The organism is Dactylosporangium sp. NPDC000555, assembly GCF_040300025.1.
GTDB lineage: Bacteria > Actinomycetota > Actinomycetes > Mycobacteriales > Micromonosporaceae > Dactylosporangium.
Genome location: NZ_JBEPDB010000007.1, coordinates 119,707 through 142,642 on the forward strand (window position 1 = coordinate 119,707; position 22,936 = coordinate 142,642).

Here is a 22,936-nt window from a genome sequence, read left to right on the forward strand (position 1 = left end):
CCCGGCCCGGGCGGACCCGTCGCGATCGTTCCGGAGTGGTCTACCGATAGCCGGACGGTGCCGGACGGGTGCCGTTCACGAAGTATCCGCCCAGTTCGTGCTGCTTGTAGGCGACGGGGTCGTGCAGGCTGAGGGTGCGCTGGTTGCGCCAGAACCGGTCGAGGCCGTGGGCCGTGGCGGTCGAGCGGGCGCCGGTCAGGTCGAACAGGCCTGAGGTGACGGCCAGGCCGGTATCGATCGCATTGACGCGGGCCGCGGCGATGATCTCGGCGACCTGCGCTCGCTGGTCGGCGTTCACCTGGTCCCCGAGGGAGTAGAGCCTGGTCAGGGCGGCGTCCGCGCGTTCGGTGAGCGCGGAGACGGCCTGAACGCGGGCGAGGTGGTCGCCATAGGCCTGGAGGATGAACGGTTCGTCGTTGCCGTGCTCGACCAGTGAGTGGAACCAGGGGCGGGTGTGTTGACGGGTGTAGTCGGCCGCTTCCAGCAGGGCCCCTTCGGCGGTTCCGAGGTGGAGGACGCTGAAGATCAGCTGGAAGTTGAGCACGGCCATCGACCAGATCGGGGCCGGCGGCTGATCGAGCGGGCCGAACGCGGCGAGGTGGGAATGGACCGGCACATCGTTGAGCGTGACCGCGCGGCTGGCGGTGAGGCGCTGGCCGAGCACGTCCCAGGTCCCGGTGAACTCGATCTCGGGTGCGTGCGGGTCGAGCGCGACGATGTGCAGGTCCCCGGTGTCGCTGTGCAGTGCCCTGGTGAACAGGCGATCGCAGACCGGCCCGCCGGTGGCGAATCCGGACTCGCCGGTGACGACGAGGCCGCCGTCGACGGGGATGAGCTTCGGCAGGCCGAGCCGGGATGTGCCTGGGCTGGCCCACAGCCACCGTTGGGCGGCGGTCTGCCGCAGCTCGTCGCGGGCGGCGTCGGTGCCGAACGACTCGATGATCCTCAGCCATCCGTAGTGGTAGGCGAGTATGTGGGCGATCGAGGTGTCGGCGCGGGCGATGATCCGTGCCACCTGCAGTGCCGCCCGCCAGGGTGCGCCGTGACCGCCGAACGACTGAGGGATGGTGAGTCCGAGTAGGTCGTGCTCGCGCAACAGCTCGATCTCCGCGACGGGCTCGGCGTTGGCGCGATCGCGGTCCACCACGTCCTCGCGGAGGATGCCGGCGACCTCGCCCGCGACCGCGGTCCAGCGGTCGACCTCGGGGTCGTCCGGTGCGGTGGGGTCGGGAATCAGGTCGATGCTGGTCAATGCTTCACTCCAACGATCCATGAGTAGCCGGGGGCAGCGCCGTTGAGCACGTGGTCGCCGACGGCGCGTTCCTTGTAGATGACCGGGTTGTGGACGGCGAGGGTGCGGGCGTTGCGCCAATGCCGGTCGAGGGCCTCCGACCGGCGAACCACCGACGCGCCGCCGGTTTCGAACAGCAGGTTCGCCGCGCGCAGGACGGTGTCGGCGACGGTGATGTAGGCCCGCGAAGCGGTGATCTCGGCGTCGTCGTAGGCGGTCTGCGGCACCTCGCCGTCTGCGCGCAGCCGGTTGATGTGCTCCAGCCGGGCGACAGCGGCGAGCGTGGTGGCCTCGGCCGCGAACGACAGACCCGACAGACGTCCGACGACCTGCTGGACGAGCGGGTCGCCGGCAGGGGTGTCGCCGCTGCCGTGGCTGAACACGCGCCGCCGCGCGCGGACGTAGGCGGCGGCATCGCGCACGATCGCGCGGGCGATGCCGCTGAGGGTCGCGAGGTGAACGAGCTGATAGAACGCGATCATGTAGTTGGGACCGCGGTCGGCGTACCAGAAGACGTCCTCCGGCAGCGTCGCGGCCCCGTTCAGCAGGGTCGTGCCGGACGCGGTCAGTCGCTGGCCGAACCCGTCCCAGTCGTCGACGAGGCTCAGGCCCGGGTCGTCGGCCCGCACCATCGCGAAGCCCTGCTCGTCGTCGCCTCGGCGGGCGAGTACCGCGATCCAGTCGGCGTAGAGGCTGCCGGTGCTGTAGTGCTTGGCGCCGGTGATGCGCCAGTCGCCGTCGTCGTCGGTGATCGTGGTGGCCAGGGCGCCGAGCGCTCCGCCGCCGGTCTCCGTCACGGCATTGCCGATGACGGCTCCCTCGCCGATCCGGCGCAGCCAGCGTTCCCGCCGGGCGGGATCGGTGTCGTGCAGACGTTCCTCGGTGATGCCGAAGTGGGCGCGCAGGATCTGCGGCAGGTTGGAGTCGGCCTCGCCCAGTTCGACCAGCAGCCGGAACAAGTCGGTGATCGACGCGCCGGAGCCACCGTACTGCACCGGCACGCGTACCGCCCCGAACCCGGCGTCGCGCAGTTGTCCCACGGCCTCGTGAGCGAGTTCGCGGTCCAGCTCCCGCGTGACCGCACGCTCGGCGATCTTGGCGAAGATCGGCCGGAATCGGCCGGCGAGCCGCTCGTAGGATTCGTCGGGGCGGGTCACTGGTCCTCCTTGAAGGCACCGCGGTAGCGGGCCGCCGGGTGTCGTTCGTTGATCAGGTCGTGGCCGAACAGCTTGCGGCGGAGGGTGCCGGGCGAGTAGTCGTGCCGGGCGAGGCCCCGTTTGCGCAGCACCGGCAGGACGTGGTCGATGAAGTCGGTGTAGGAATCCGGGATGCGCCAGTTGACGACGTTGATCCCGTCGACGCCGGCGGCCTGCCACTCCTGCAGGGTGTCGGCGATCTGTTCGGGGGTGCCGACGATCCGCGCTCGGCGCGAGAGCAGCGTCGCGAGGTCGCCGACCACGGGGACCCGGTCGGTGACGCCGCGGCGCAGCCATTCCAGGATCCCCTGGCTGCCATCCGTCTCGACCTCGGACAGGGGCGTGTCCGGCGGATAGACGGTGCCGTCGGCTCGGACGCCGAAGTTCATGTGCGCCAGGTACCCGTCGGCGCTGGCGTAGTGCTCGAGCTCGCGCTCGTTGCGGCGGGCCTCCTCTTCGGTACTGCCGATGACGAATGAGAGCGCCTGGAAGAACTTCAGGTCGTCCGGGCGGCGGCCGGCCGCCACCGCGAGTCGGCGCGTCTCGACGATGCCCTCGGCGGCGACCTGCGGTGACGGGGCGGCGATGAAGACCGCTTCGGCGTGGGTGGCGGCGAATGCCCGCCCGGCCGGCGAGGACCCGGCCTGAAACAGCAACGGGGTTCGTTGCGGTGAGGGCGAGGGCAGGTGTGGGCCCTCGACGGAGTAGCGCGGCCCGCGATGCTTGATCTTGTGGATCTTGGAGCGGTCGGCGAACACGCCGCGGTCGCGGTCGCGCAGGAGCGCGCCGTCGTCCCAGGAGCCCTCCCACAGCTTGTAGACGACGTCGACGTACTCCGCCGCCCAGGCGTACCGCTCGTCGTGCGGGGTGAGCCGGGGCAGCCCGTAGTTGCGGGCGGCGTTCTCCTGGGTGCCGGTGACGATGTTCCATGCCACGCGTCCGTGGGAGATGTGGTCGAGGGTGGAGATCTGGCGGGCGAACGTGAACGGCGGGGCCTGCAGGACGCTGCTGGTGTACGCGAGGCCGAGGTGTTCGGTGTTGACCGACAGGGCCGGCAGCAGGACCGCGGGGTCGTTGCTGGGGATCTGCAGCCCTTCCCGCGTGTAGACCTCGTAGTCGCCGTCGCCGGGACCGTACAGTCCGGACAGGATTCCTTTCGGCCCGGGCGTCGGCCGGCGCCAGGGTGCTGACTCCGTACCGAAGGCGTGCGCCGCTCAGCGGTGAGCGGCGGGGAGGAAGGGAACGTGCCCGGCGGCGCCGGACCCGGCGGCCGGCCCGTCGAACAGTCCGCGCCGGCGCAGCAGCGGCAGGACCCCCTCCCCGAACCAGAACAGCTCCTCCAGGTGCGGATATCCGGACAGGATGAACTCGTCGATGCCGAGGGCGGCGTATTCGGCGATCCGGTCGGCGACCTCGGTGTGGCTGCCGACCAGGGCCGTGCCCGCCCCGCCCCGCACCAGGCCGACCCCGGCCCACAGGTTCGGGGCCACCTCGAGGGCGTGGACGTCGCGCCACCCTCGGTCGTTCGCCAGGTCGGCGTGCAGCGCGGTCATCCGCGCCTGGCCCGTCGACTCGCTGCGGGCGAGGTTGCGCTGCGCGCCGGCGACGACGTCGTCGCCGAGGGCATCGAGCAGCGCGCTCGCGCGGCCCCACGCCTCTTCGGCGGTGTCGCGGGTGATGACGTGGAGCCGGATGCCGAACCGGAGTGTCCGTCCGCGCTCCGCCGCCAGTCGCCGAATCCAGGCGAGCTTCTCGGCGACCGCGTCGAGCGGCTCGCCCCAGGTGAGGTAGACGTCGGCGTGCTCGGCGGCGACCGGACCGGCCGCGGCGGACGACCCGCCGAAGTACAGCGGCGGCACCGGGTCCGGCAGGGACGGCAGGGTGGCCTCCTCGACGTGCAGGTGCCGTCCCTCGTAGGTGACGGTCTCGCCGCGCCAGAGCCGCCGCACGATCGTCAAGAAGTCCGCCGTACGTTCGTAGCGTTCGTCCTTGGACAGATGGTCGCCGTAGGCACGCTGCTCGTGTGCCTCGCCACCGGTCACCACGTTGAGCAGGAGCCGGCCCGGCGCGTGGGCGGCGAACGTCGCGGCCATCTGAGCGGCCAGGGTCGGGCTGACCAAGCCGGGCCGGAAGGCCACCAGGAAGGCGAGCCGCTCGGATTCGCGGGCGAGCATCGCCGTGGTCAGCCAGGCGTCCTCGCACCACGCCCCGGTCGGGGTGAGCGCGCCGAGGAAGCCGAATTCCTCGGCGGCGCGGGCGATCGAGGACAGGTACCCGACGCTCGCCCTGCGGTCGCTGGCCGCGGTGCCGGCCTTGCTGCCGTGGCCGCCGCCGACGATGAAGCGGGAGTCGCCGTACGTCGGCAGGAACCAGTGGAATTTCAGGCTCATGGTCGTTCCCCTCAGAGTAGGCCGTGCCGGGGCGGTCGGGTCCGGTCCAGCAGCCAGCGGCCGACGTGCTGGACCTTCCAGCGGCCCGGATCGTGCAGCGTGTGCGTGCGTGCGTCGCGCCAGAAACGCGAAAGGTTGAGGGCATCCGACGCCGAGCGGGTCCCGGCGAGCTCGAACAGGGCCGAGGACGCGTCCACCGCGGCGCGAGCGGTGGCGACCTTGGCGACGGCCGTCGCGACCGACGCCTGGGTGGTGGAGTCCTCGGTCGGATCGGTGCGGGCGGCGTCCACGGCGTGCGCCGCCTCGCGCAGCAGCGCCTCGGCGGCGCGCACGGCGATCTCGACCTCGCCCGCCTGCTGGACCAGCAGCGGGTCGCCGGCGGCCCGGTCGGCACCGCTCTCGAACCAGGGACGGGCCCGCTTGACGTGCTCGACCGCGGCGGTGAGCGCGGCACGGGCGATCCCGGCGTCCAGCGCGGCGTGCAAGACCTGCGCGAACGCGCCGTAGGACGTGGGCCGGTCGAAGATCGGCGTGTACGGCACGACGGCGTCGCCGGGAACGCTGACGGCCGCCAGTCGCACAGTGCCGCTGCCGGTGGTGCGCTGGCCCAGGCCGTCCCAGTCGTCCGCGATCGTGACACCGGCGGCACCGGCGGGTACGAACGCGACCGCCTTGGCTCCCTCGGCGCCGGGCAGCACCGCCCGCACGGCGAGCCAGTCGGCGAACAGCGAGCCGGTGGCGTAGAACTTCTCGCCGTCAAGGACGTAGCCGCCGGCCCCGTCGGGGGTCAGTGTGGTGGCGTCCTCGGTGACGGTCCGGCTCCCGCGTTCGGACTGTGCGTTGGCGAACCGGCGGCCGGCCAGCACTTCGCCGAAGAACCGGCGCTGCTGGGCCTCGGCGCCCTGCAGGCGCAACGCCTCCAGGAAGACGTAGTGGCTGTGCGGGATCTGCGCGATGCTCGGGTCCGCCTCGGCGATCAGCCGGAAGACCTCCACCAGGGACGGGACGCCGACATCGGGGCCGCCGAAGCGGTGCGGCACGGTCAGGGCGAACAGGCCCGCCGCCGACATACGGCCGATCTCCGCGTGCGGCAGGACCCGGTCACGGTCGCGCTCGGCGGCGCCCTCGGCGAGGCCGGCGGCAAACCGCTCGGCGATCTGAACCGCGTCGCCCCCGGTCGTCACCGCCGCCTCCGGAAGGCGCCACGACGCAACACCGGCGGCGGGAGCCGGCGCGCCGGCGACATCGGCGGTACAGGGGAATCTGTCATGGCGGACTCCAGGCGCTCGGGTGACAGGTCGTGATCGTGCAAACCGACATACCGCCGTACGGCAGGCGGACACCGCGCTGTGCCGACAGACGCCACCCACCGTGATCACGTCGTGCACTTCTTCGTGCGATTAGCCCCTCTACCAGCCAAGGAGCTTTCCTACTAAGCTGATGGATATAGTCGAGTATTGGCCGAATCTCTCGCGTCGTCAAATCGGTGTTGACGGCAGACCGATAGGCAAACCCTTGAACCCTGGAGGCGCTCACCGTGCGGATCGAACAGCTCGAGTACCTGGCGGCGGTCACCCGGCTCGGATCGCTCCGCCAGGCGGCGCTCGAGCTTCACGTCTCCCAGCCGGCGCTCAGCGAGACCATCCGCAACCTGGAACGCGAGCTGTCGGTACAGCTGCTCGACCGCCGGCGGTCCGGAGCCAGTCTCAGCGCCGACGGGCGGGACCTGCTGCCCTACATCACGGGAGTCCTGGAATCGGTCGACCGGCTGCTGCGAGCCGCCGACCAGCAACACCAGAGCAAGGTCATGGTCCGGCTCGGGACGGTCAACGCCGCCACGGTCTCACTCCTCGCCCCGGCACTCCAATCCTTCGTGCGGCACCATCCCGAGACCCGTGTGGAGGTACTCCCGGCCCAGCAGGCCGACATCCACCGGCTCCTGCTCGAAGGATCCCTCGACCTCGGTCTGGTCAACGTCCTGGACGGCGATGATCCCGCGCACGACCTGGACAGCACGGTGCTGCTGCACGGCAGGATCGTCGCCTGCGTCGCCACCGGCAGTCCGCTGGCCAAGCGGACGTCGCTCGCCCCTGAGGATCTGTTGACCGGGCCCCTCATCCTCATGCGGGCGGGCTATCTGATGCACCGGTACGTCCACCGCCTCTTCGGCGGCAGAATCCCGCCCTCCAGCTACTCCACCGACGGCGCGGAGATGGGCAAGCTCATGGTCGCCGAAGGGCTCGGCGTCACCGTGCTGCCCGACTACAGCATCATCGGCGACCCCCTGGAGCGCTACGGCGCGATCACCACCCGCCCCCTCGACGCCCCCGACGGCAAGGTCCGGCTGCTGCTGCAGAGCCGCCGCGCACCCCGTATGCCCGACGCGGTCCGCGAACTCCATCGCGCCCTCGTCGAGCAGTCGGCGCGGTTCCGCGATCCCACCGCCCCGGTTACCGAACGCTCCGAGCTGCCATAGACCAACGCAAGGACGGAGGCCGAACCGGGACCAGGTTGACGCCGTTGTGGGCCTCGGCCCGCCAGAAGACCCATGAGCGGTTTTCGATGGTGCGCTTCCACATCCAGAGGGGGCTTCGCCAGGCGATCTTCCGTTCGAACGGGTCGCCAAAGTGGCGCGCGGGCGAGTGGGACCCGGGCGATCGGTGGCCGCGGCCAGTCCTCATCGCTACAGCCGAGTTGACAGGCAAGTGTTTGCTTGCATAACGTTCTGGAGTGTGGAAATGGTCTTCAAGGCGTTGGCCGATCCCACGCGCCGCGCGATCCTCGACGAGCTGACCGACCGGAACGGGCAGGCGCTCCTTGAGATCTGCTCGCGGCTGGCGACCAAGCATGGGCTTGGCTCTTCGCGGCAGGCGATCTCGCAGCACCTCGACGTTCTGCAGGCCGCAGGTCTGGTCGAGATGAGCCGCGAGGGCAAGTGGCGCCTGTACGCGCTGCGTCCAGAACTGCTCGCCGAGGTCGACCGGTGGCTGAAGCCCTACCGCGCGTTGTGGTCGAGGCGCCTCGACACTCTCGAACAACACCTGGAGGAGAACCCATGACCGACAAAACACTGAAAACGACACCCGGAGGAGAACCGATGATCCACGGCACCCTGGAGACGTTCGACGGCCGACCGGCGCTGCGCTTCGAACGCACGTTCGCCCACTCGGTCGAGCGTGTATGGCGGGCGGTCAGCGTGCCCACGGAGCTCGAGCGCTGGTTTCCCGCCGCCGCCGACTGGACACCGGCGAAAGGCGAGACCTTCGAGGCCGCCGGCGCGACCGGCGAGGTGACTGAGGTGAATCCACCCCACCGCCTGGCTTGGACCTACGCCGGCCAGCTGTACAGCTTCGAGCTGGCCGCGCACGGAGACGGCTGCCGGTTGGTCTTCACCCACGTCATCGACGACCGCGCGTTCGCAGCTCAGACCGCAACCGGCTGGGAGACCTACCTCTCGCGGCTCGAGCCCCACCTCGCCGGCGAGTACCTCTCCGAGGAGCAGGCACACGAGCCGTGGGAGAACATTCACGAGCGCTACGCCGAGCGCTTCGGGGTCGATCCGACGCCGGGACGGCAGTTCGCGGCGACTCTGCGTGCCGGCCAATGATGATCCGGTAAGGTCGAGCCGCGGCCAGCGGCCGGTTCACCGACGACCGCACCTCGGCGGCGGGCTCAGCCGGCCGGTCGGGGAGACCGTCCGGCAAAGCCGTTGAGCACGTTGCGCGTCAGCGCCGAGACGCCCTCGTCGACCAGGAGCGAGGCGATGTACGTCATGGAGCCGACGGAGTAGACCTCGCCGCCCCCGTCGGGCAGGTTCCGGTAGACCAGTTCGGCTCCGCCGTTGTCGGGATTGGTCCCCTGCGCCAGTACGACAAAGCCGGGCGGGGTGTTGGGCGTGCGCTTGTCGGTTTCGTGGCCCGAGGCGCCGCCCGGCACGCGCTCGTGCATGCTGTGCGTCCCGAACAGGTCGCCGTTGCGCAGACCCGTGCCGGCGAACGCCCAGTGGTCGGCGTCGAGAACGCGGTACGGCGCGGCGGTGCCCTCGCCGGCGTGGGTGAACGAGACGCCCAGCAGCCGCGCCTGCGCTTCGTGGGTGCGGTGGAAGCGGCTCTCCAGGTGGGCCTCCTCCGGCCGGTCGCCGTCGGGCTGCCGGGTCAGATAGCGGACCCGGCCCGCGTCGACGTGTTCGACCTGGCAGTCGGCGCCGTTGCCGCCGAGATACATCAGCCGGCCGCCACGCCGCTCCACCCAGTCGCGGACCGCGTCGTACTCCTCGGCGTACCAGTACTCGGGGTGCATCTCGGTCAGCAGGACCCGGTAGGCGTCCAGGTCGAGTTCACCGTCGCGCAGTTGGGCATCGGAGTACAGGTCGTAGCCGAATCCCTCGCGTTCGAGCCAGGCCAGCAGCCGCCACAGCCCGGGGGCGAGACTGGAGGCCAGCCGGCCGGTCATCGGGTCGGTCGGCTCGACATCGCGGTCGATGAAGCAGTCGGGTTCGGGCCGTTCGAACGACAGTGGCGGGTAGACGTCGTCGGCGGCGGTTTGTGTGACGCTGTTGCCGATGCGGTACCGGGCGAGGTCCTGTCGTGCGTTCACCGTCGGGGTGGGTGGCAGGCCGGACTCGTTGATGTAGTTGCTGCGCCCACCGAAGCGGTTGTAGGCGTTCCAGTTGTTGGTGGCGGCGAGCACCGCGATCGGTTCCCGGGGAGCGGCGGGGGCGACCACCCACGGGAATGAGAAGAACTCGCCGCGCTCGTTGTGCACGTGCATGTAGTAGAGACCGGAGCGCTGCGGTCCGCCCAGCCGGCGGACGTGGCCCGGGCTGGTGAAGCCGACGGTGTTGAAGCGCACCCCGGTCTGCGAGAAGTCCTCGTCGGGAAGGATCTGCGCCATCGCCCGCGGGCCGTGCTCGTCGAACCAGCCGAGCAGTTCGACCGGCTCCTTGCGCAGGCCGTAGCGGAACAACTCGGCGCGGTACGGTGCGACGGAGTGCACGCGCAGCTCCGCCGGCTCGCCGGAGCGTGACCATTTGGGCCACATGAATCCGGTCAGGGCGTCCGACAGCAGCCGTACCTGCAACGGTTGCCGGGACGGCAGCGTCGCGGTGAGGTGCTTCGCGCCGAAGCCCGGCATCGCGAGCGTGAGCCGGTACTCCCCCGGTCGCAGGTCGGCGACGATGGCGCCGCTGGCGGTCGAGGCGGCCTGGGCGACGATGTCGCCGTCGCGGGCGAACTCGACCGAGACGCCGGCCAGCGCCAGATAGTTCTCGTCGCTGACGTACCCGATCAACATGACGCTGCTGTCTCCTATCGCGGCTGGTCTGCGGTGAGTGAGCCGGCCACGTCGGCGGCGGTCCGCCTCGCTCGGGGATCGTCGGCGAAGTGGCAGGCGACTTGGTGCGTGGTGCGGTGGTGGCCAGGGGCCAGCGCCCGCAACGGGGGTCGCTGGGTGGAGCACACCTCAGGCGAGCCGAGCATGTCGCGCAGCGGGCAGCGGGTGTGGAACAGGCACCCGGTCGGCGGGTTCTCGGGGCTCGGGATGTCACCGCGCAGGATGGTGCGCTGGCGGGTCTTCTCGACCAAGGCGGGTACCGCGGACAGCAGCGCGGCGGTGTACGGGTGCCGAGGGTCGCTGTACACGGCCTCGGACGGACCGGTCTCGACGATGCTGCCGAGATACATCACCGCCACCCGGTGGGCCAGGTGGCGTACCACCGCCAGGTCGTGGGCGATGAACAGATACGCGATGCCCAGTTGCCGCTGCAGGCTGGCCAGCAGGTTGACGACCTGGGCCTGAACCGACACGTCCAGGGCACTGACGGGCTCGTCGCAGACGATGATGTCGGGCTCCACCGCCAGGGCCCGGGCGATGCCGATGCGCTGCCGCTGACCGCCGGAGAACTGGTGCGGGTAGCGGGCGGCGAAGGACGGGTCCAGGCCGACCAGCTCCAGCAGCTCGGACACCCGGGCCGCGCGGCGGCCGGCCGCCAGGCCGTGAACCCGCAGCGGTTCGGCCAGTGCCTGGCCGACCGACTGGCGCGGATCGAGGCTGGCGTACGGGTCCTGGAAGACCATCTGCACCCGCCGGCGGTAGGGCCGTAGCCGGGTGCCGTGCAGGGCGAGCAGGTCCTGGCCGTCGAGCCGGATCGTGCCGTTGCTGGGCTGGTTCACCCGTACCATGGCCCGGCCCACGGTCGTCTTGCCCGAGCCGGACTCCCCCACCAGCCCGAGGGTCTCGCCCCGGTACAGGTCGATGGACACGTCGTTGACCGCGTACACCCAGGAGGCCGGTCGGCGCAGCAGACCGTGGCGCACCGGGAAGCGGACCTCGAGGTCGCGGACTTCCAGGACAGCGGTCTCGTCGGTGTCGTGCGCGGTCATGGGTTCCCACCTGATGTCGTGTCCTGCAGGGGCGTGAGCCGGGGGCTCCAGCAGGCGACGCGGTGGCCCGGACGCAGCTCGCTCAGCGCCGGTTCCTGCGTCTGCGCCTGCGGTGCCGGGTGCGGGCAACGCGGCCGGAACGGGCAGCCGGGCAGCTCGCTGCCGAGATCCGGTGGAGCGCCGGGGATCGGGCGCAGCGGCGCGTCGCGGGGGGCGTCCAGCCGGGGTACCGACTCCACCAGCCCGGCGGTGTAGGGGTGCTCCGGCCGGGCGAGGACCTCGGCGGTGGCGCCGTCCTCGATGATCCGCCCGGCGTACATGACGGCCAGCCGGTCGGTGCTGCCGGCGACCACGCCGAGGTCGTGCGTGATCAGCAGCATGCTCATCTCGGTGGTGGCCCGCAGTTCGGCGAGCAGTTCGAGCACCTGTGCCTGGATGGTCACGTCCAGCGCGGTGGTGGGCTCGTCGGCGATGAGCAGGGACGGTCCGCAGGACAGCGCCATGGCCACCATGGCCCGCTGGCGCATGCCGCCGGAGAGTTGGTGCGGGTACTGCCCGATGCGCCGGGCGGCGTCGGGGATGCCGACTCGCTCGAGCAGTTCGACGGCTCGGTCGCGGGCCGCCCGTCCGGTGGCGATGCGGTGCGCCCGCAGCTGCTCGGTGATCTGGCGGCCGATGGTGTGTACCGGGTTGAGGCTCGACAGCGGGTCCTGGAAGATCAGTGCCAGTGAGCGTCCGCGGATCGCGCGCAGCTGCCGTTCGGGCAGCCCGACCAGGTCGCGGCCCTGGAAGCGGATCCGTCCGGCGGTGATGCTCGCCGTGCGGGGCAGGAGCCCGAGGATGGCCAGGGCGCTGACGCTCTTGCCGGAGCCGGACTCGCCCACCAGGCCGAGGGACTCGCCCCGGTCGACCTGGTAGCTGAGTCCCCGCACCGCCCGGACTCGGCCCTGCCGGGTGCGGAATTCGACGTGCAGGTCCTCGACCTCGAGCAGACGGGTGTTCATCGGCTCCCCTTCGGGTCCATCGCGTCACGCAGGCCGTCGCCAACGAAGTTCACCGCGAGCACGGTCAGGACGATCGCGACGCTCGCCGGCACCCAGATCCACGGCCGGTTCATGAGCACGACCGGCGACTGCGCGGCGTTGACCATCTGGCCCCAGCTGCTGGTCGGAGGCCGCACGCCAAGGCCGAGAAAGCTCAGCCCGGCCTCGACCAGGATGGCGTTGGCGACGCCGAAGGTACCGACCACGGACAGCGGGCCGAGCAGGTTGGGCAACAGGTGGCGCAGCACGATGCCCCGTCGCGGCACGCCGATGACTTCGGCGGCGGTGATGAACTCGCGTTCGCGCAGCGCCAGCACCTGGCCGCGGACGAGGCGGGCCGCCGCCGGCCAGGTGGTCAACGCGATCACCACGGTGACCGAGACGAGGCTCGGGCCGGCGATGGCGACGAAGACGATGACCATCACCAGCGGCGGGACGCTCATGACCGCGTCGGTGATGCGCATGAGCAGCGCGCCGATCCACCGCCCGTAGAAGCCGGCGAGCATGCCGACGGTGATGCCGATCAGCAGCGAGATGGCCACGGCGCCGAAGCCGACGATCAGTGAGGTACGGGCGCCGAAGACGAGCCGGGCCCAGATGTCGCGGCCGACGTTGTCGGCCCCGAGCAGGTGGCCGCCGCCCGGCTTGTGGTTGACCGCGGTGAGGTCCACCTCGTTCGGTGCGTGGGTGGCGACCAGCGGCGCCAGCAGAGCCAGCAGGACCACCACGGCGAGGATGCCGACGCCGAGCAGGGCCATGCGGTGGTCGGCGAAACGGCGCAGTGCGGGGTACCGTCCGGCATTCGCCGCGGTCGACGATGCGGACCCGGCCGGATCGGCGGGCACGGCGAGCGGTGGGGGGTCGAGGTCAGACAAGGCGCACCCTCGGGTCGGCCCGCACGTAGGCGAGATCGGCAAGGAGGTTGGCGACGACGACCGAGAGGGCGATGACGAGGACGATGCCCATCATCAACGCCACGTCCCGGTTGCCCGCGGCCCGCACGGCGAGCTGTCCCATCCCGGGCCAGCCGAAGACCTGCTCCACGATGACCGCGCCGGCCACCATCTCCGGCAGCGTCACGCCGATGACGGTGATGATGGGCAACAGCGCGTTGCGGAACGCGTGGGACCACACCACCCGGCTGGGCCGCAGGCCCTTGGCCCGGGCGGTGACGATGTACTCCGAGCTGAGCACGTCGAGCATGCTCGCCCGGGTGTACCGGATCAGCGGCGCGGCCACTCCGATGGCCAGCACACTGCCCGGAAGGGCCATGTGGTGCAGCAGGTCGCCGAACGACTCGTCGCCCAGGGTGTACATGCCGTTGGTGGGGAACAGGCCGAACTGCACGCTGAACAGGTAGATGGCGGCGAGGGAGAAGACGAAGCCCGGGATGCCCACCAGCAGGATGGGCACGGAGCCGAGCAGGTAGTCGACCGCCGTGCCGCTGCGCACGGCGGCCACCACGCCGGCCGTCAATGCCAGCACGGTACCGACGACGAGCGCGGCACCGACCAGCATCGCGGTCGGCCCCAGGTGCGCCAGGATGTCCTCGGCGACCGGCAGCCCGTCGGAGGATGAGGTTCCGAGATCGCCGGTCAGCGTGTTCTTCAGCCAGGTGGCGTACCGTAGCGGCAGCGGACGGTCCAGGCCGAGAGCTTCGCGCTTCTCCGCGATCTGATCGGGCGTCAGCTGGGCGACGACCTCGGGGCTGAGCCGCACCGTCAGCTCGTCGCCGGGTGCCAGGGAGAGACCGAGGTAAACGATCACGGAGACCATCCACAGCACGATCGTGCCGGTGAGCAGTCTTCGTAGCGCGTAGTTCCACATGCGGTCTCTCCCTGGTCGGTGCGGGCCCTGCTCGGTGGGTGGTGTCTAGCCGGCCAGCGTCCAGCCGTTGACGTTGAACGCGGTGTCCCGCTCATTGGCGTACACCTGGAAGGTGCCGCCGAGCTTGTTGGTCCACGCGTTGTAGGAGGTGGTCTGCCACAGGGCCACCATCGGCACGTCACGGTTGAGGATCTGGGCGACCTGCTTGTACAGGTCGGCGCGGGTCGACGCGTCGGTGGTGCCGCGTGCCTGTGCGTACAGGTCGTCCATCTGGCAGTTGGCGTAGAAGCTGCTCAGCGGGGCCTTGCAGTTGAAGTACCCGGAGCTGCGGTCGGGCGACAGGCCCATCGAGCCGCCGGCGTTGACCGTCATCGGGTACTTGGCGTCCTTGGACGCGTTCGCCGCCGACCAGGCCGCGGAGTCCAGCGGCTCCAGCACCGCGTTGAGCCCGACGTCCTTGAGGTACTTCTGGATGGCCGGCATCATCTGGTCCCAGGCAGGGTCGACACCCTGGGCGTAGGAGATCTTGAAGGGCTGGCCGAGGTCGAGGCCCGATGCCGCGAGCAGCTGCTTGGCCTTGTCCGGGCTGTACTCGTAGCGGTCCAGCGCCGTGTCGTTCTGATCGAAGCCGGGCAGCACCCAGCGGATCTCGCCGTTGTCGCCGAACAGGCTCTTGAGCATGGCGCGGCGGTCGATCGCGTAGTAGATCGCCTGCCGCAGCCGGACATCCTTGGCCTGCGGGTGGTCGGTGCGGAACTGCAGGAACTGCGCGGCCGGCGAGACGACGAACTTGGTGGTCAGTCCCTTGACGCCCGACAGAGCCGGCGCGTCGGTGGCCGCGTCGTTGAGCACCAGGCCCAGCTCACCGGCCTGCAGCTGAGCGGCCACCGATTCGGGCTTGACGTTCAGCTTGAAGAACAGCGTAGCGATCTTGGGGGCGCCGCCGAAGTACTTCGGGTTCGCCTTGAACTGCAGATACTGGTCGGGTACCGCCTTCTCCAGCACGTACGGGCCGGTGCCGACCGGCTTGGTCTTGCTGAACTCGACGGTGCGCACGTTCTCGGCGGTGGCGTCCTGCAGCAGGTGCTTGGGCACGATCGAGTACACGGCGTCGGTGAGGTTGCGGACGAACTCCGCGTTCGGCGCGGCCAGCGTCAGCTTCACGGTGTGCTCGTCGATCGCGGTCACACCCGACACCGGGTTCTTGGTGCCCTTCGCCTCGGTCGCGCCGACCACCTGGCGCCACTGGGTGGGCTGGTAGCCGACATAGGCGGTGGAGCCCAGCTGGGCAGCCTGGGTGACGGTGAAGACCACGTCGGCGGCGGTGAAGGGCTGACCGTCGGACCAGGTGACGCCCTGGCGCAGGTGGAAGGTGAACTCCTTGGCGTCCGGTGACTGCTCCCAGGTCTGCGCGAGGTCCGCGATGATGGTCTTCTCATCCGGGGCGATCTTGACCAGGTTGGAGAAGATCAGGGAGTTGACGACCGCGTCGTTTCCGGTGCTCTGGTTGCTCGGCCCGAAGCCGGCGGTGTTGATGCCCAGGCGGGTGAAGGTCAGGCTCGTGTTCGACTGGGAGGTTGCGGTGGACGACTTTCCACAGGCGGCGACCAGCGTCGCCGTTGCCGCGAGGAGCGCCAGGCCGGCGCTCAGTCGCGCTCTCCGAAGAACCATGCTCTCTCCATTCCAGTGGCGCCAGGTCGCGGCCGTGGCCGCGACCGTCAGGGGTAGGGGTTGTCGGTGCGGCGCGATGCCTGTGCGGTGTCTGCGCCGACCGGGTCGGCGTCGAACCGATGACCCTGGTCGTCGCTCACGCTGACGAAGCGGGTCTCGATGTCCTCGCGGAGCGAGACCGCCAGGCCGGGCCCGTCCGGAAGCCGGGCGGTGCGGCCGTCGACGGTCAACGGCTCGGCGAGCACGTCGTCCTGGTAGTAATGCGCGCCGATGATGTCGGAGGGAATGTGGGTGGACAGCCCGGCCGCCGCGGCGCCGGCCTGCAACTGGGCAGCGGCCCCGACGCCCAGCTCCCCGTTGGAGCCGATGACGACGGTCAGGCCGAACGCGTCCGCGAGGCGGGCCATCGACACCAACCGGCCCGGGCCGCCGCTCTTGCCGATGTAGAGGCTCACCACATCGGCCGCCTCGGCGCGCAGCACCGAGACCAGATCGTCCGTGCCGAAGACGCTTTCGTCGGCGACGATCGGCAGCCCGAGGTCGCGCAGCTGCCGCATGCCCTCGAGGTCGCCCGGTTCCACCGGCTGTTCGAGGAAAGCCGGGGCCGACGGGCGGATCAGTTCGACGGCGCGGCGCGCCGCGTCCCGCCGGTACCCGCCGTTGGCGTCGAGGCCGATGAAGGCGTGCGGTCCGCAGAGCTGCCGGGCCAGCGCCACCCGTTGCGCGTCGGCGACCGGGTCCAGCCCGATCTTCACCTTGAAGGACTCGAACCCGGAGGCGACGGCCGCCCGATGGGTGGCCCGTAGCCGGTCGCCGTCCCCGCTCAGCGAGCACTTCACCGGTATCTCGGTGCGCAACGGGCCGCCGAGCGCGACGGCGAGCGGGACGTCGAGGGTACGCGCGTAGGCGTCCCACAGCGCGGTGGACAGGCCGGCCTTGGTGAACGGCGAACCCGCCAGCGCGCGGTCCATGCGCCGTTCCAGGTCGGCCACCGGCGCGATCGGCTGCCCGATGACGGCGCCCGCCAGGACGGTGCGGATCAGGTACTCACCCGTGGCGCCGTCCTCGCCGCTCCAGGTCAGCGTGGCGCTGACCTCGCCGATGCCGGTCACCCCCGCCGACGTGACGACCCGCACCAGCAGGAAGTCGGACCGGTCGTGCACGCCCCGGGCGCCGGCTACCACGAGTTCCGGCTTGACCGTCGGGCTGACCCGCACGGTCTGGACGTCGACGATGGTCGCGTCGATGGCGCGCTTGCCGGTCGTCGGGCTGCTCATCGGGCGGCTGCCGGTTCGGTGCTGGCGCTGCCGGACGCGATGCGCGCGGCGGTTCGTTCGCGGCACAGGCGGTAGGCCTCGGAGAGCAACTCGCGCCGCCGCTGGTCCACCCCGACCAGCGGGAGCCGTACCTCGTCGGAGGCGAACACGCCGATCTCCCGCAGTACTGCCTTGCTCGTGGCGATCTCGTCGCCGATCCCGAAGACGTGCAAGAACGGCAGGACCTCGGCGGAGAAGATGGCGAACGCCTCGGCCAGCCGCCCGGCTCGGGCCAGTTGCCAGGTCTCCCGGAAGGTGTCGGGGAAAATGGCCGGGGCGATGACCATGACGCCGTCGACGCCGGCGTCGAGGTATCGGAACAGGATCGGGTCGTCGCCGCCGAGCACCGTCAGCCCGGCCTGTTGCCAGGCCGATACCTTGCCCAGCCCGTGATCGGTCAGCTTGACCGTGTTGAGCCGGGCGATCCCCGCGGCGTACTCGAGGATCTGCTCGATGGTGACGGCGGTCGCGGTGGGCGTGGGGTTGTCGTAGAACACCACCTCGGTGTCCACGGAGGCGGACAGCTCGGCGAGGTAGCCGCGCAGGCCGGCGCGGGTGTTCGGGAAGTAGTAGGGCGAGGCGCACAGGACGCCGGCGGCGCCGTGCTGCGCGGCGTGCTGGGCCAGCCGCACGCTCTCGTGCAGCGAGGTGTGGGTCACGCCGACCACGACGGTCTTGTCCTCGGGGACCATGGCGAGCGCCGCCTCGGTGATGTCCATCCGCTCCCGCGTCGACATCGACGGCGCCTCTCCGGTGCTGCCCAGCAATGTGTAGCCGTCGACCGATGCGAGCGTGTGGTCCAGGAGGCGGCGGAAGCTTGCCGCGTCGAACCGGCCCCGGTCGAACGGTGTCGGTATCACGGGCAGGATGCCTGCGATCGTCATGGCGTCGTCCTGGCTCCTTCTACTGACGGATGACCCGGTGCGCTGTGCCGCGTGCTACAGCGTCGACCATCCTGTTAGTCATGCCTGTTAGTCATGCGAACACTGTGACTGCGTAGCGAACAGGCTAGGATCACCGTTCGAGGAACACAAGAGGCGCGGCCGCAGAAAGACGCACCCTCACGAGGGACACTCGTCCGCAGCCTGGACAGATCGGACTGTTCGCCTACGCTCACGAATCAGCCCGGGTACCTCGACTGATAGCTGATGCCGAATCGGCCGTGCGTCGAACGCGGTGTTCGCTTCGAACCGGCGGGCGGCCCGCGACCACCGGAACGACTCCGCACCCCCGGCTGTTCACCAAGCAGCACCGCGTGTACGGTGAGCGGACAGTCCTTGGTCGAGCATGGAGCGGGGATCACTGGTGGCGGGTGGCGGCGATCTGAGCAGCCTGGAGAAGGGGCTGGTCATCCTGCGGGAGCTGGCGGGCTCGGAGGGCGGCATGACCGCCGGGCAACTGGCGCAGGCTGCGGGCCTCAACCGGACCACCACCTACCGGTTGTGCGACGCGCTCGAACGGGGCGGCTGGGTTCGCCGCAGCGCTGCCGGCGACACCACGGAGTTCGAGCTCGGCGTCTCCGCGCTCGGTCTGGCCGTGCTGATCACCGACAAGTACGACACCGAGGCTCGGCTGCGGCCGGTGATTTCCGAGCTGGCCCGGGCGATCGGCGAGACCGTGCACGTCGGCGTGCTGGCCGGCGCCGAGGTCGTGCACGTGGCGCGCGCGCTGCCGACGTCCGGGATCAGCGTCGCGGCGCGGATCGGCACCCGCGAGTATGCCCACTGCGCGGCCCTCGGCAAGACACTGCTGGCCACCCTGGACAGCGAGGAGTTCGAGGAGCTCTACCCTGACGAGCGCCTGCGCACGCAGACGATCAACTCGCTCGCCACCCGCAGCGCGCTGCGTCAGGACCTGGCCACGGTGCGAGCCCGGGGATACGCGCTGGACGAGGAGGAGGGCACGCTGGGCATCAAATGCGTGGCCACAACCATCTTCGCCGCCGGCACCCAGCCCTACTTCGCGCTGAGCGTGACGAGTGTCCCGGCCCGGATGGTCGAGGACCGCCTGCCGGATGTCGTCAGCGCGATGCGGGGCGCCGCGGCCCTGCTGACCGCCGCCTTCGGCGGGACCGTGCCGCGCCACTGGGGCAACGGCGCGCCCGCGGCGGTCGCGCCCGCCGCGCAGCACGTGACCGACGCCGACGCGGGCGCCGCGCCCCGTGCCTCACGCCGCGGCAAGACCCCGGTCAGCGTGCCTCAGCAAGCCGCGCCAGCAGCCGACTGACAGCGTCATTGCCGTGCGCGGACAGGGCCGAACCGATGCCGCAGGCCAAATGTCCCGGCCGCGATCCACTGCGGTGCCGCCTCGATGCTGACCCCGCCGGTGGGCACCACCGGCACCCGCGGGAGCGCGGCCAGGACGTCGCGCATCACCGCCGGGGAGTGGGCCGAGGCGGGGAACAGCTTGACGGCGTCCGCTCCCCACTCCAGCGCCCGGGTCCATTCCGTCGGCGTCGCCACCCCGGGAATCACAGCCATGCCGCAGCGGTGCGCGGCGCGCCACTGCGCGGTGCATCCTCGGCTGTAAGACTACGTAGTCACAAGTCGACGTCAACAGCCGGGAACCCTTGCGTGGCACCGATACCCCCGCCTATGGTCGGGAGGCCGAGATCGGTTCGAGGCATCGTAGGGCTCATCGCCGCTACGGTTGGCCCGCAGGTTGGGTGTTGAGCGTGGCGCTATTGCACTGGGCGGACTGCGACCGGGAAACCCTGCGGCAGCATCTGCCTTCGGCGCTGGTGGTGCTGCCCGTCGGCGCCGTCGAGCAGCACGGTCCGCACCTGCCGACCGGCACCGACGCGTTCATCGTGGAGGCGACCGTCGAAGCGGCCGTGCGGCAAGCCGCGCCGAGCGCGCCGCGGGATCTGGTGCTCGTGCCCACGCTGCGGTTCGGCGCTTCGGACCACCACTTCCCCTTCGGCGCCACACTGTCGCTGACCGTCGAGACGCTCACCCAGGTGCTGATCGACCTGGCCCGGTCGGTGGCCGCGGCCGGCGGCCGGCGGCTGCTCATCGTCAACGGGCACGGCGGCAACCGGGGCGCGTGTCACGCCGCGAGCGCCGCAGCGGCCAGCCGGTATGGGCTGTCGGTGGGTCACCTGGACTACTGGCAGCTACTCACCGGGCCGGATGACGCCGACCGGGTGGACGAGGACCCGCGGTCCGGCACCCCGATTCCAGGACATGCCGGCGCCTTCGAGACCTCGATGATCGCGCACCTGCGCCCGGCACCGGTCGGCAACGTCCCGCACCGCCCGTCACCGCCACAGGTGCCCGAGGTCCCCGACGTGATGCTGCACGACGACGAGATCTGGCGGCACCTCGACGGATACACCGATGACCCGTCCGGCGCCAGCGCCGAGGCCGGCGCACAGTGGTTCGCCCGATGCGTGGCGCGGCTGTCCGAGCGCATCATCGCCGTAGCGGCCACAGAGGTCGCCGTCGTCAAGAATTGAGGACCACAGCGTGATCGTCGACGTCCACGCGCACACCCCCACCCATCGCCACGCGGTGCCCGCCGAGGAGCTGCTCAGCTTCGACGGCTGGCGCACGGACCGCACGGTGGTGACCACGAACTCCTGGGACGACTACGACCGCGCCATGGCCGGCTGCGACGTGTCGATCGTGTTCAACATCGCGGTCGACGACCCATTGAGCGCGACCGGCATGAGGTACCGCCCCGAGGACACCAACGAAGCGACGGCCGAGTTCTGCGCGGACGCGCCGCACAAGCGGATCGGCTTCATGTCGGTCAATCCGCTGTGGCCCGGTGTCATCGACGAGGTCGACAAGTGGCGGGAACGGGGCCTGGTGGGCATCAAGCTCGGCCCCAACTACCAGAACTTCGACCCGTTGTGCGACGAGGCCGTCGCGTTGTATGCCCACGCCGAGCGGACCGGCCTGCCCATCCTGTTCCACCAGGGCGCGTCGCCGATCCGCCAGGCCCCCCTTCGGTACACCTACCCGCTCGTCACCGACGAGGTGGCGCTGCGCTTCCCCGAACTGCGGATCGTCATGGCGCACATGGGCCACCCGTGGGGACGCGAGACCGTGGCCACCATCCGCAAGCACCCGCACGTGTATGCCGACGTGTCCTCGATCTACCTGCGACCGTGGGTCTGTTACGAGTCGCTGCTGTACGCCACCGAGTGGGGCGCGGCCGGCAAGCTGCTCCTGGGATCGGACTTCCCGATCGCCAACACCGCCGAAGCTATCGCCGGACTGCGCCGGGTCAACGACATCCTCGACGGTACCGCGCTGCCGCGCATCTCCACCGAAGTCATCGACCGCATCATCCACGCCGATGCCCTGGGCGCCCTGGGCCTGACCCTGCCGTAGCGGGCGTCCGGCGGGCCTGCCGGTCGGCCGGCCCGCCGGGTCCAACCCGGTCGAGCCGGCCTACTCGGCGACCTCCCGCGACCGCAGGCGCGACCGCAGCCGCTCGTCCCGCTGCGACAGCGCGGCACGGGCCGCCTCGGCCGGCCATGGGTACACACCCGAGCCGGTCTTGAGCCCGAGCCGCCCCGCCCGGACCCGCCCCAGCAGCTCCTCCGGAGGCGCGAACCGCTCGCCCAGCTGTCCGGCCAGGTACTCCAGGATGCCCTGGTACACGTCCAACCCGTTCATGTCGGCCACCTGGAAGGGCCCGTAGTCCCCCAGCCGGAACCCGAACGAGTCGCGCACGATCGCGTCGATGTCCTCCGCGGACGCGACACCCTCCCCGAGGCAACGGAACGCCTCGGCGATCATCGCGAACTGGATGCGGTTGCCGACGAACCCGGCCCGGTTCGCCACCACGGCCGGCGACTTGCCCACCGACCGCAGGAACGTGGCCACCCGGTCCACCACCGCCGGATCCGTGTCGCGGGCGGGCACCAGCTCGACGCACGGCACCAGGTAGGCCGGGTTGTACCAGTGCATGCCCAGCGCGCGACCGCCCGCGCCGAGGTCGCCGACCACGACGTCGATGTCGAACGAGGACGTGTTGGTCGTCAGCACCGCCTCGCCGCCGACGCACCCGGCCAGCCGCTGCCACACCTCGCGCTTGGCCTCGATTACCTCGGGGATCGCCTCGACCACCAGCTCGGCGCCGTCAACCGCCGCCGGCAGATCGGCCGCGGACCGCACCCGCGCGAGCATGCGCGCCGCCTCGTCCGCGGGCAGCTCGCCGCGGCGAACCGCTGACTGCACATCCTCGGCCAGAGTCGCCCGGCCCGCCTCGGCCAGCGCTTCGTCACGGTCGCACAGTGACACCGCGACGCCCCGCCCGGCCAGCAGCCGGGCGATGCCGCGACCCATCGTGCCGGCGCCGACGATCGCGGCCCGCTCGAATCCGTCCATCCGCTACGCCGGCTGGACCCGGACGATCGCGTCCACCTCGGTGGGACTGCCGGTGGGCAGCTCCGCGACACCCAGCGCCGTCCGGGCGTGCGCACCTCGCTCCCCCAGCACCCGCAGGAACGCCTCGGTCGCCGCGTCCGCGACCAGATGCTGGTCGGTGAACCCGGGGACGCTGGCGACGTAGACCGTGATGCGGTCGACCTGCACGATCCGGTCCAGGCTGCCCAGCTCCCGCTGCAGCACGGCGAGCACGTTGAGCGCGCACTGCCACGCGCAATCCCGGGCCTGCGCCAGGCTCAGTGCGCCGTCGCCCACCGATCCGGTGTGGCGCAGCGACCCGTCGGAGCCGACCGCGGTCTGGCCGGAGACCGTCACCAGACCCTCGTCGTGCCGTAGCGGCAGGATGGTCGGGCGCGGCCCACCGGCCAGCGGCGGTCCGTCGGTGACGAGCGTGGACAGAAGCGACGATGCTGTGTTCAA

The 22,936-nt window shown here is 70.8% G+C and carries 21 protein-coding genes and 1 pseudogene; 6 read left to right on the forward strand and 16 right to left on the reverse strand.

Translation table 11 applies throughout. The features are described from left to right. Positions 1 to 40: 40 nt before the first annotated feature. The 5 genes from ABT297_RS07455 to ABT297_RS07475 all read right to left on the reverse strand — a co-directional run bounded on the left by ABT297_RS07455 (position 41) and on the right by ABT297_RS07475 (position 6,061). Positions 41 to 1,252 carry an acyl-CoA dehydrogenase family protein gene (locus tag ABT297_RS07455; RefSeq protein ID WP_350545780.1) on the reverse strand — a complete coding sequence of 404 codons (1,212 nt, stop codon included), beginning with the start codon at positions 1,250 to 1,252 and terminating at the stop codon, positions 41 to 43. After that, positions 1,249 to 2,448, reverse strand: coding sequence for an acyl-CoA dehydrogenase family protein (locus ABT297_RS07460; protein WP_350545782.1), 1,200 nt, complete (start codon positions 2,446 to 2,448; stop codon positions 1,249 to 1,251). The genes ABT297_RS07455 and ABT297_RS07460 overlap by 4 nt, the downstream gene beginning before the upstream one ends. Then, positions 2,445 to 3,638, reverse strand: coding sequence for an NtaA/DmoA family FMN-dependent monooxygenase (locus ABT297_RS07465; protein WP_350545856.1), 1,194 nt, complete (start codon positions 3,636 to 3,638; stop codon positions 2,445 to 2,447). Before ABT297_RS07465 ends, ABT297_RS07460 begins: the two co-directional genes overlap by 4 nt. A gap of 63 nt (positions 3,639 to 3,701) precedes the next feature. Then, complete coding sequence (locus ABT297_RS07470; protein ID WP_350545783.1) at positions 3,702 to 4,877, reverse strand: LLM class flavin-dependent oxidoreductase; 1,176 nt, start codon at positions 4,875 to 4,877, stop codon at positions 3,702 to 3,704. A gap of 11 nt (positions 4,878 to 4,888) precedes the next feature. Beyond that, complete coding sequence (locus tag ABT297_RS07475) at positions 4,889 to 6,061, reverse strand: SfnB family sulfur acquisition oxidoreductase (protein WP_350545785.1); 1,173 nt, start codon at positions 6,059 to 6,061, stop codon at positions 4,889 to 4,891. A 353-nt stretch (positions 6,062 to 6,414) separates the two neighbouring features. On the opposite strand from ABT297_RS07475, the gene ABT297_RS07480 reads away from it, so the two are divergent. The 3 genes from ABT297_RS07480 to ABT297_RS07490 all read left to right on the forward strand — a co-directional run bounded on the left by ABT297_RS07480 (position 6,415) and on the right by ABT297_RS07490 (position 8,484). Continuing rightward, the gene (locus ABT297_RS07480) at positions 6,415 to 7,353 is read left to right on the forward strand and encodes a LysR family transcriptional regulator (RefSeq protein ID WP_350545786.1); all 939 of its coding nucleotides are present in this window, start codon (positions 6,415 to 6,417) and stop codon (positions 7,351 to 7,353) included. A gap of 262 nt (positions 7,354 to 7,615) precedes the next feature. Then, positions 7,616 to 7,936 (forward strand): ArsR/SmtB family transcription factor, encoded by a 321-nt coding sequence (locus ABT297_RS07485; protein ID WP_350545859.1) that lies wholly within the window; start codon positions 7,616 to 7,618, stop codon positions 7,934 to 7,936. Positions 7,937 to 7,974: 38 nt separating this feature from the next. Then, on the forward strand, positions 7,975 to 8,484 hold the full coding sequence (locus tag ABT297_RS07490; protein ID WP_350545788.1) for an SRPBCC domain-containing protein: 510 nt from the start codon (positions 7,975 to 7,977) through the stop codon (positions 8,482 to 8,484). A 65-nt stretch (positions 8,485 to 8,549) separates the two neighbouring features. Here the strand turns inward: ABT297_RS07490 and ABT297_RS07495 are convergent, their stop codons facing one another. Genes ABT297_RS07495 through ABT297_RS07530 form a run of 8 tightly spaced genes read right to left on the reverse strand, consistent with a single transcriptional unit; the run spans position 8,550 to position 17,998 of the window. Beyond that, the gene (locus ABT297_RS07495) at positions 8,550 to 10,169 is read right to left on the reverse strand and encodes a N,N-dimethylformamidase beta subunit family domain-containing protein (RefSeq protein ID WP_350545790.1); all 1,620 of its coding nucleotides are present in this window, start codon (positions 10,167 to 10,169) and stop codon (positions 8,550 to 8,552) included. Between the two features lie 14 nt (positions 10,170 to 10,183). Then, positions 10,184 to 11,257: an ABC transporter ATP-binding protein gene (locus ABT297_RS07500; RefSeq protein ID WP_350545792.1), complete on the reverse strand. Its 1,074-nt coding sequence runs from the start codon at positions 11,255 to 11,257 to the stop codon at positions 10,184 to 10,186. Continuing rightward, positions 11,254 to 12,261, reverse strand: a complete 1,008-nt coding sequence (locus ABT297_RS07505; RefSeq protein WP_350545794.1) for an ABC transporter ATP-binding protein — start codon at positions 12,259 to 12,261, stop codon at positions 11,254 to 11,256. Before ABT297_RS07505 ends, ABT297_RS07500 begins: the two co-directional genes overlap by 4 nt. Next, the gene (locus ABT297_RS07510; protein WP_350545797.1) at positions 12,258 to 13,175 is read right to left on the reverse strand and encodes an ABC transporter permease; all 918 of its coding nucleotides are present in this window, start codon (positions 13,173 to 13,175) and stop codon (positions 12,258 to 12,260) included. Before ABT297_RS07510 ends, ABT297_RS07505 begins: the two co-directional genes overlap by 4 nt. After that, entirely contained in the window at positions 13,168 to 14,127 is a 960-nt protein-coding gene (locus ABT297_RS07515; protein WP_350545800.1) for an ABC transporter permease, read from the reverse strand. The genes ABT297_RS07510 and ABT297_RS07515 overlap by 8 nt, the downstream gene beginning before the upstream one ends. Positions 14,128 to 14,172: 45 nt before the next feature. Further along, entirely contained in the window at positions 14,173 to 15,798 is a 1,626-nt protein-coding gene (locus ABT297_RS07520) for an ABC transporter substrate-binding protein (RefSeq protein ID WP_350545803.1), read from the reverse strand. Between the two features lie 47 nt (positions 15,799 to 15,845). Next, on the reverse strand, positions 15,846 to 17,075 hold the full coding sequence (locus ABT297_RS07525; protein WP_350545806.1) for a mandelate racemase/muconate lactonizing enzyme family protein: 1,230 nt from the start codon (positions 17,073 to 17,075) through the stop codon (positions 15,846 to 15,848). Continuing rightward, positions 17,072 to 17,998, reverse strand: coding sequence for a dihydrodipicolinate synthase family protein (locus ABT297_RS07530; RefSeq protein WP_350545808.1), 927 nt, complete (start codon positions 17,996 to 17,998; stop codon positions 17,072 to 17,074). Before ABT297_RS07530 ends, ABT297_RS07525 begins: the two co-directional genes overlap by 4 nt. A 403-nt stretch (positions 17,999 to 18,401) precedes the next feature. Between ABT297_RS07530 and ABT297_RS07535 the strand changes: the two genes are divergently transcribed. Next, positions 18,402 to 19,340, forward strand: coding sequence for an IclR family transcriptional regulator (locus tag ABT297_RS07535; protein ID WP_350545810.1), 939 nt, complete (start codon positions 18,402 to 18,404; stop codon positions 19,338 to 19,340). Between the two features lie 5 nt (positions 19,341 to 19,345). Here the strand turns inward: ABT297_RS07535 and ABT297_RS07540 are convergent. Continuing rightward, positions 19,346 to 19,600: pseudogene (locus ABT297_RS07540) on the reverse strand (hypothetical protein); the annotation flags it as partial. A 188-nt stretch (positions 19,601 to 19,788) separates the two neighbouring features. On the opposite strand from ABT297_RS07540, the gene ABT297_RS07545 reads away from it, so the two are divergent. Together ABT297_RS07545 and ABT297_RS07550 are read left to right on the forward strand one after the other, a co-directional pair. Beyond that, positions 19,789 to 20,571 (forward strand): creatininase family protein, encoded by a 783-nt coding sequence (locus ABT297_RS07545; protein WP_350545812.1) that lies wholly within the window; start codon positions 19,789 to 19,791, stop codon positions 20,569 to 20,571. Positions 20,572 to 20,581: 10 nt separating this feature from the next. Next, entirely contained in the window at positions 20,582 to 21,454 is an 873-nt protein-coding gene (locus tag ABT297_RS07550) for an amidohydrolase family protein (protein WP_350545815.1), read from the forward strand. 60 nt (positions 21,455 to 21,514) lie between these two features. Here ABT297_RS07550 and ABT297_RS07555 read toward each other — a convergent pair whose 3' ends face one another. After that, positions 21,515 to 22,456 (reverse strand): 3-hydroxyacyl-CoA dehydrogenase family protein, encoded by a 942-nt coding sequence (locus ABT297_RS07555; protein ID WP_350545817.1) that lies wholly within the window; start codon positions 22,454 to 22,456, stop codon positions 21,515 to 21,517. A gap of 3 nt (positions 22,457 to 22,459) precedes the next feature. Then, complete coding sequence (locus tag ABT297_RS07560) at positions 22,460 to 22,936, reverse strand: RidA family protein (protein ID WP_350545818.1); 477 nt, start codon at positions 22,934 to 22,936, stop codon at positions 22,460 to 22,462.

Coding starts and splice junctions, on each gene's coding strand:
- ABT297_RS07470 (WP_350545783.1), bottom strand. CDS start 4,877: ATGAGCCTGAAATTCCACTGGTTCCTGCCGACGTACGGCGACTCCCGC.
- ABT297_RS07525 (WP_350545806.1), bottom strand. CDS start 17,075: ATGAGCAGCCCGACGACCGGCAAGCGCGCCATCGACGCGACCATCGTC.
- ABT297_RS07490 (WP_350545788.1), top strand. CDS start 7,975: ATGATCCACGGCACCCTGGAGACGTTCGACGGCCGACCGGCGCTGCGC.
- ABT297_RS07495 (WP_350545790.1), bottom strand. CDS start 10,169: ATGTTGATCGGGTACGTCAGCGACGAGAACTATCTGGCGCTGGCCGGC.
- ABT297_RS07555 (WP_350545817.1), bottom strand. CDS start 22,456: ATGGACGGATTCGAGCGGGCCGCGATCGTCGGCGCCGGCACGATGGGT.
- ABT297_RS07500 (WP_350545792.1), bottom strand. CDS start 11,257: ATGACCGCGCACGACACCGACGAGACCGCTGTCCTGGAAGTCCGCGAC.
- ABT297_RS07485 (WP_350545859.1), top strand. CDS start 7,616: ATGGTCTTCAAGGCGTTGGCCGATCCCACGCGCCGCGCGATCCTCGAC.
- ABT297_RS07520 (WP_350545803.1), bottom strand. CDS start 15,798: ATGGTTCTTCGGAGAGCGCGACTGAGCGCCGGCCTGGCGCTCCTCGCG.
- ABT297_RS07515 (WP_350545800.1), bottom strand. CDS start 14,127: ATGTGGAACTACGCGCTACGAAGACTGCTCACCGGCACGATCGTGCTG.
- ABT297_RS07530 (WP_350545808.1), bottom strand. CDS start 17,998: ATGACGATCGCAGGCATCCTGCCCGTGATACCGACACCGTTCGACCGG.
- ABT297_RS07505 (WP_350545794.1), bottom strand. CDS start 12,261: ATGAACACCCGTCTGCTCGAGGTCGAGGACCTGCACGTCGAATTCCGC.
- ABT297_RS07535 (WP_350545810.1), top strand. CDS start 18,402: ATGGAGCGGGGATCACTGGTGGCGGGTGGCGGCGATCTGAGCAGCCTG.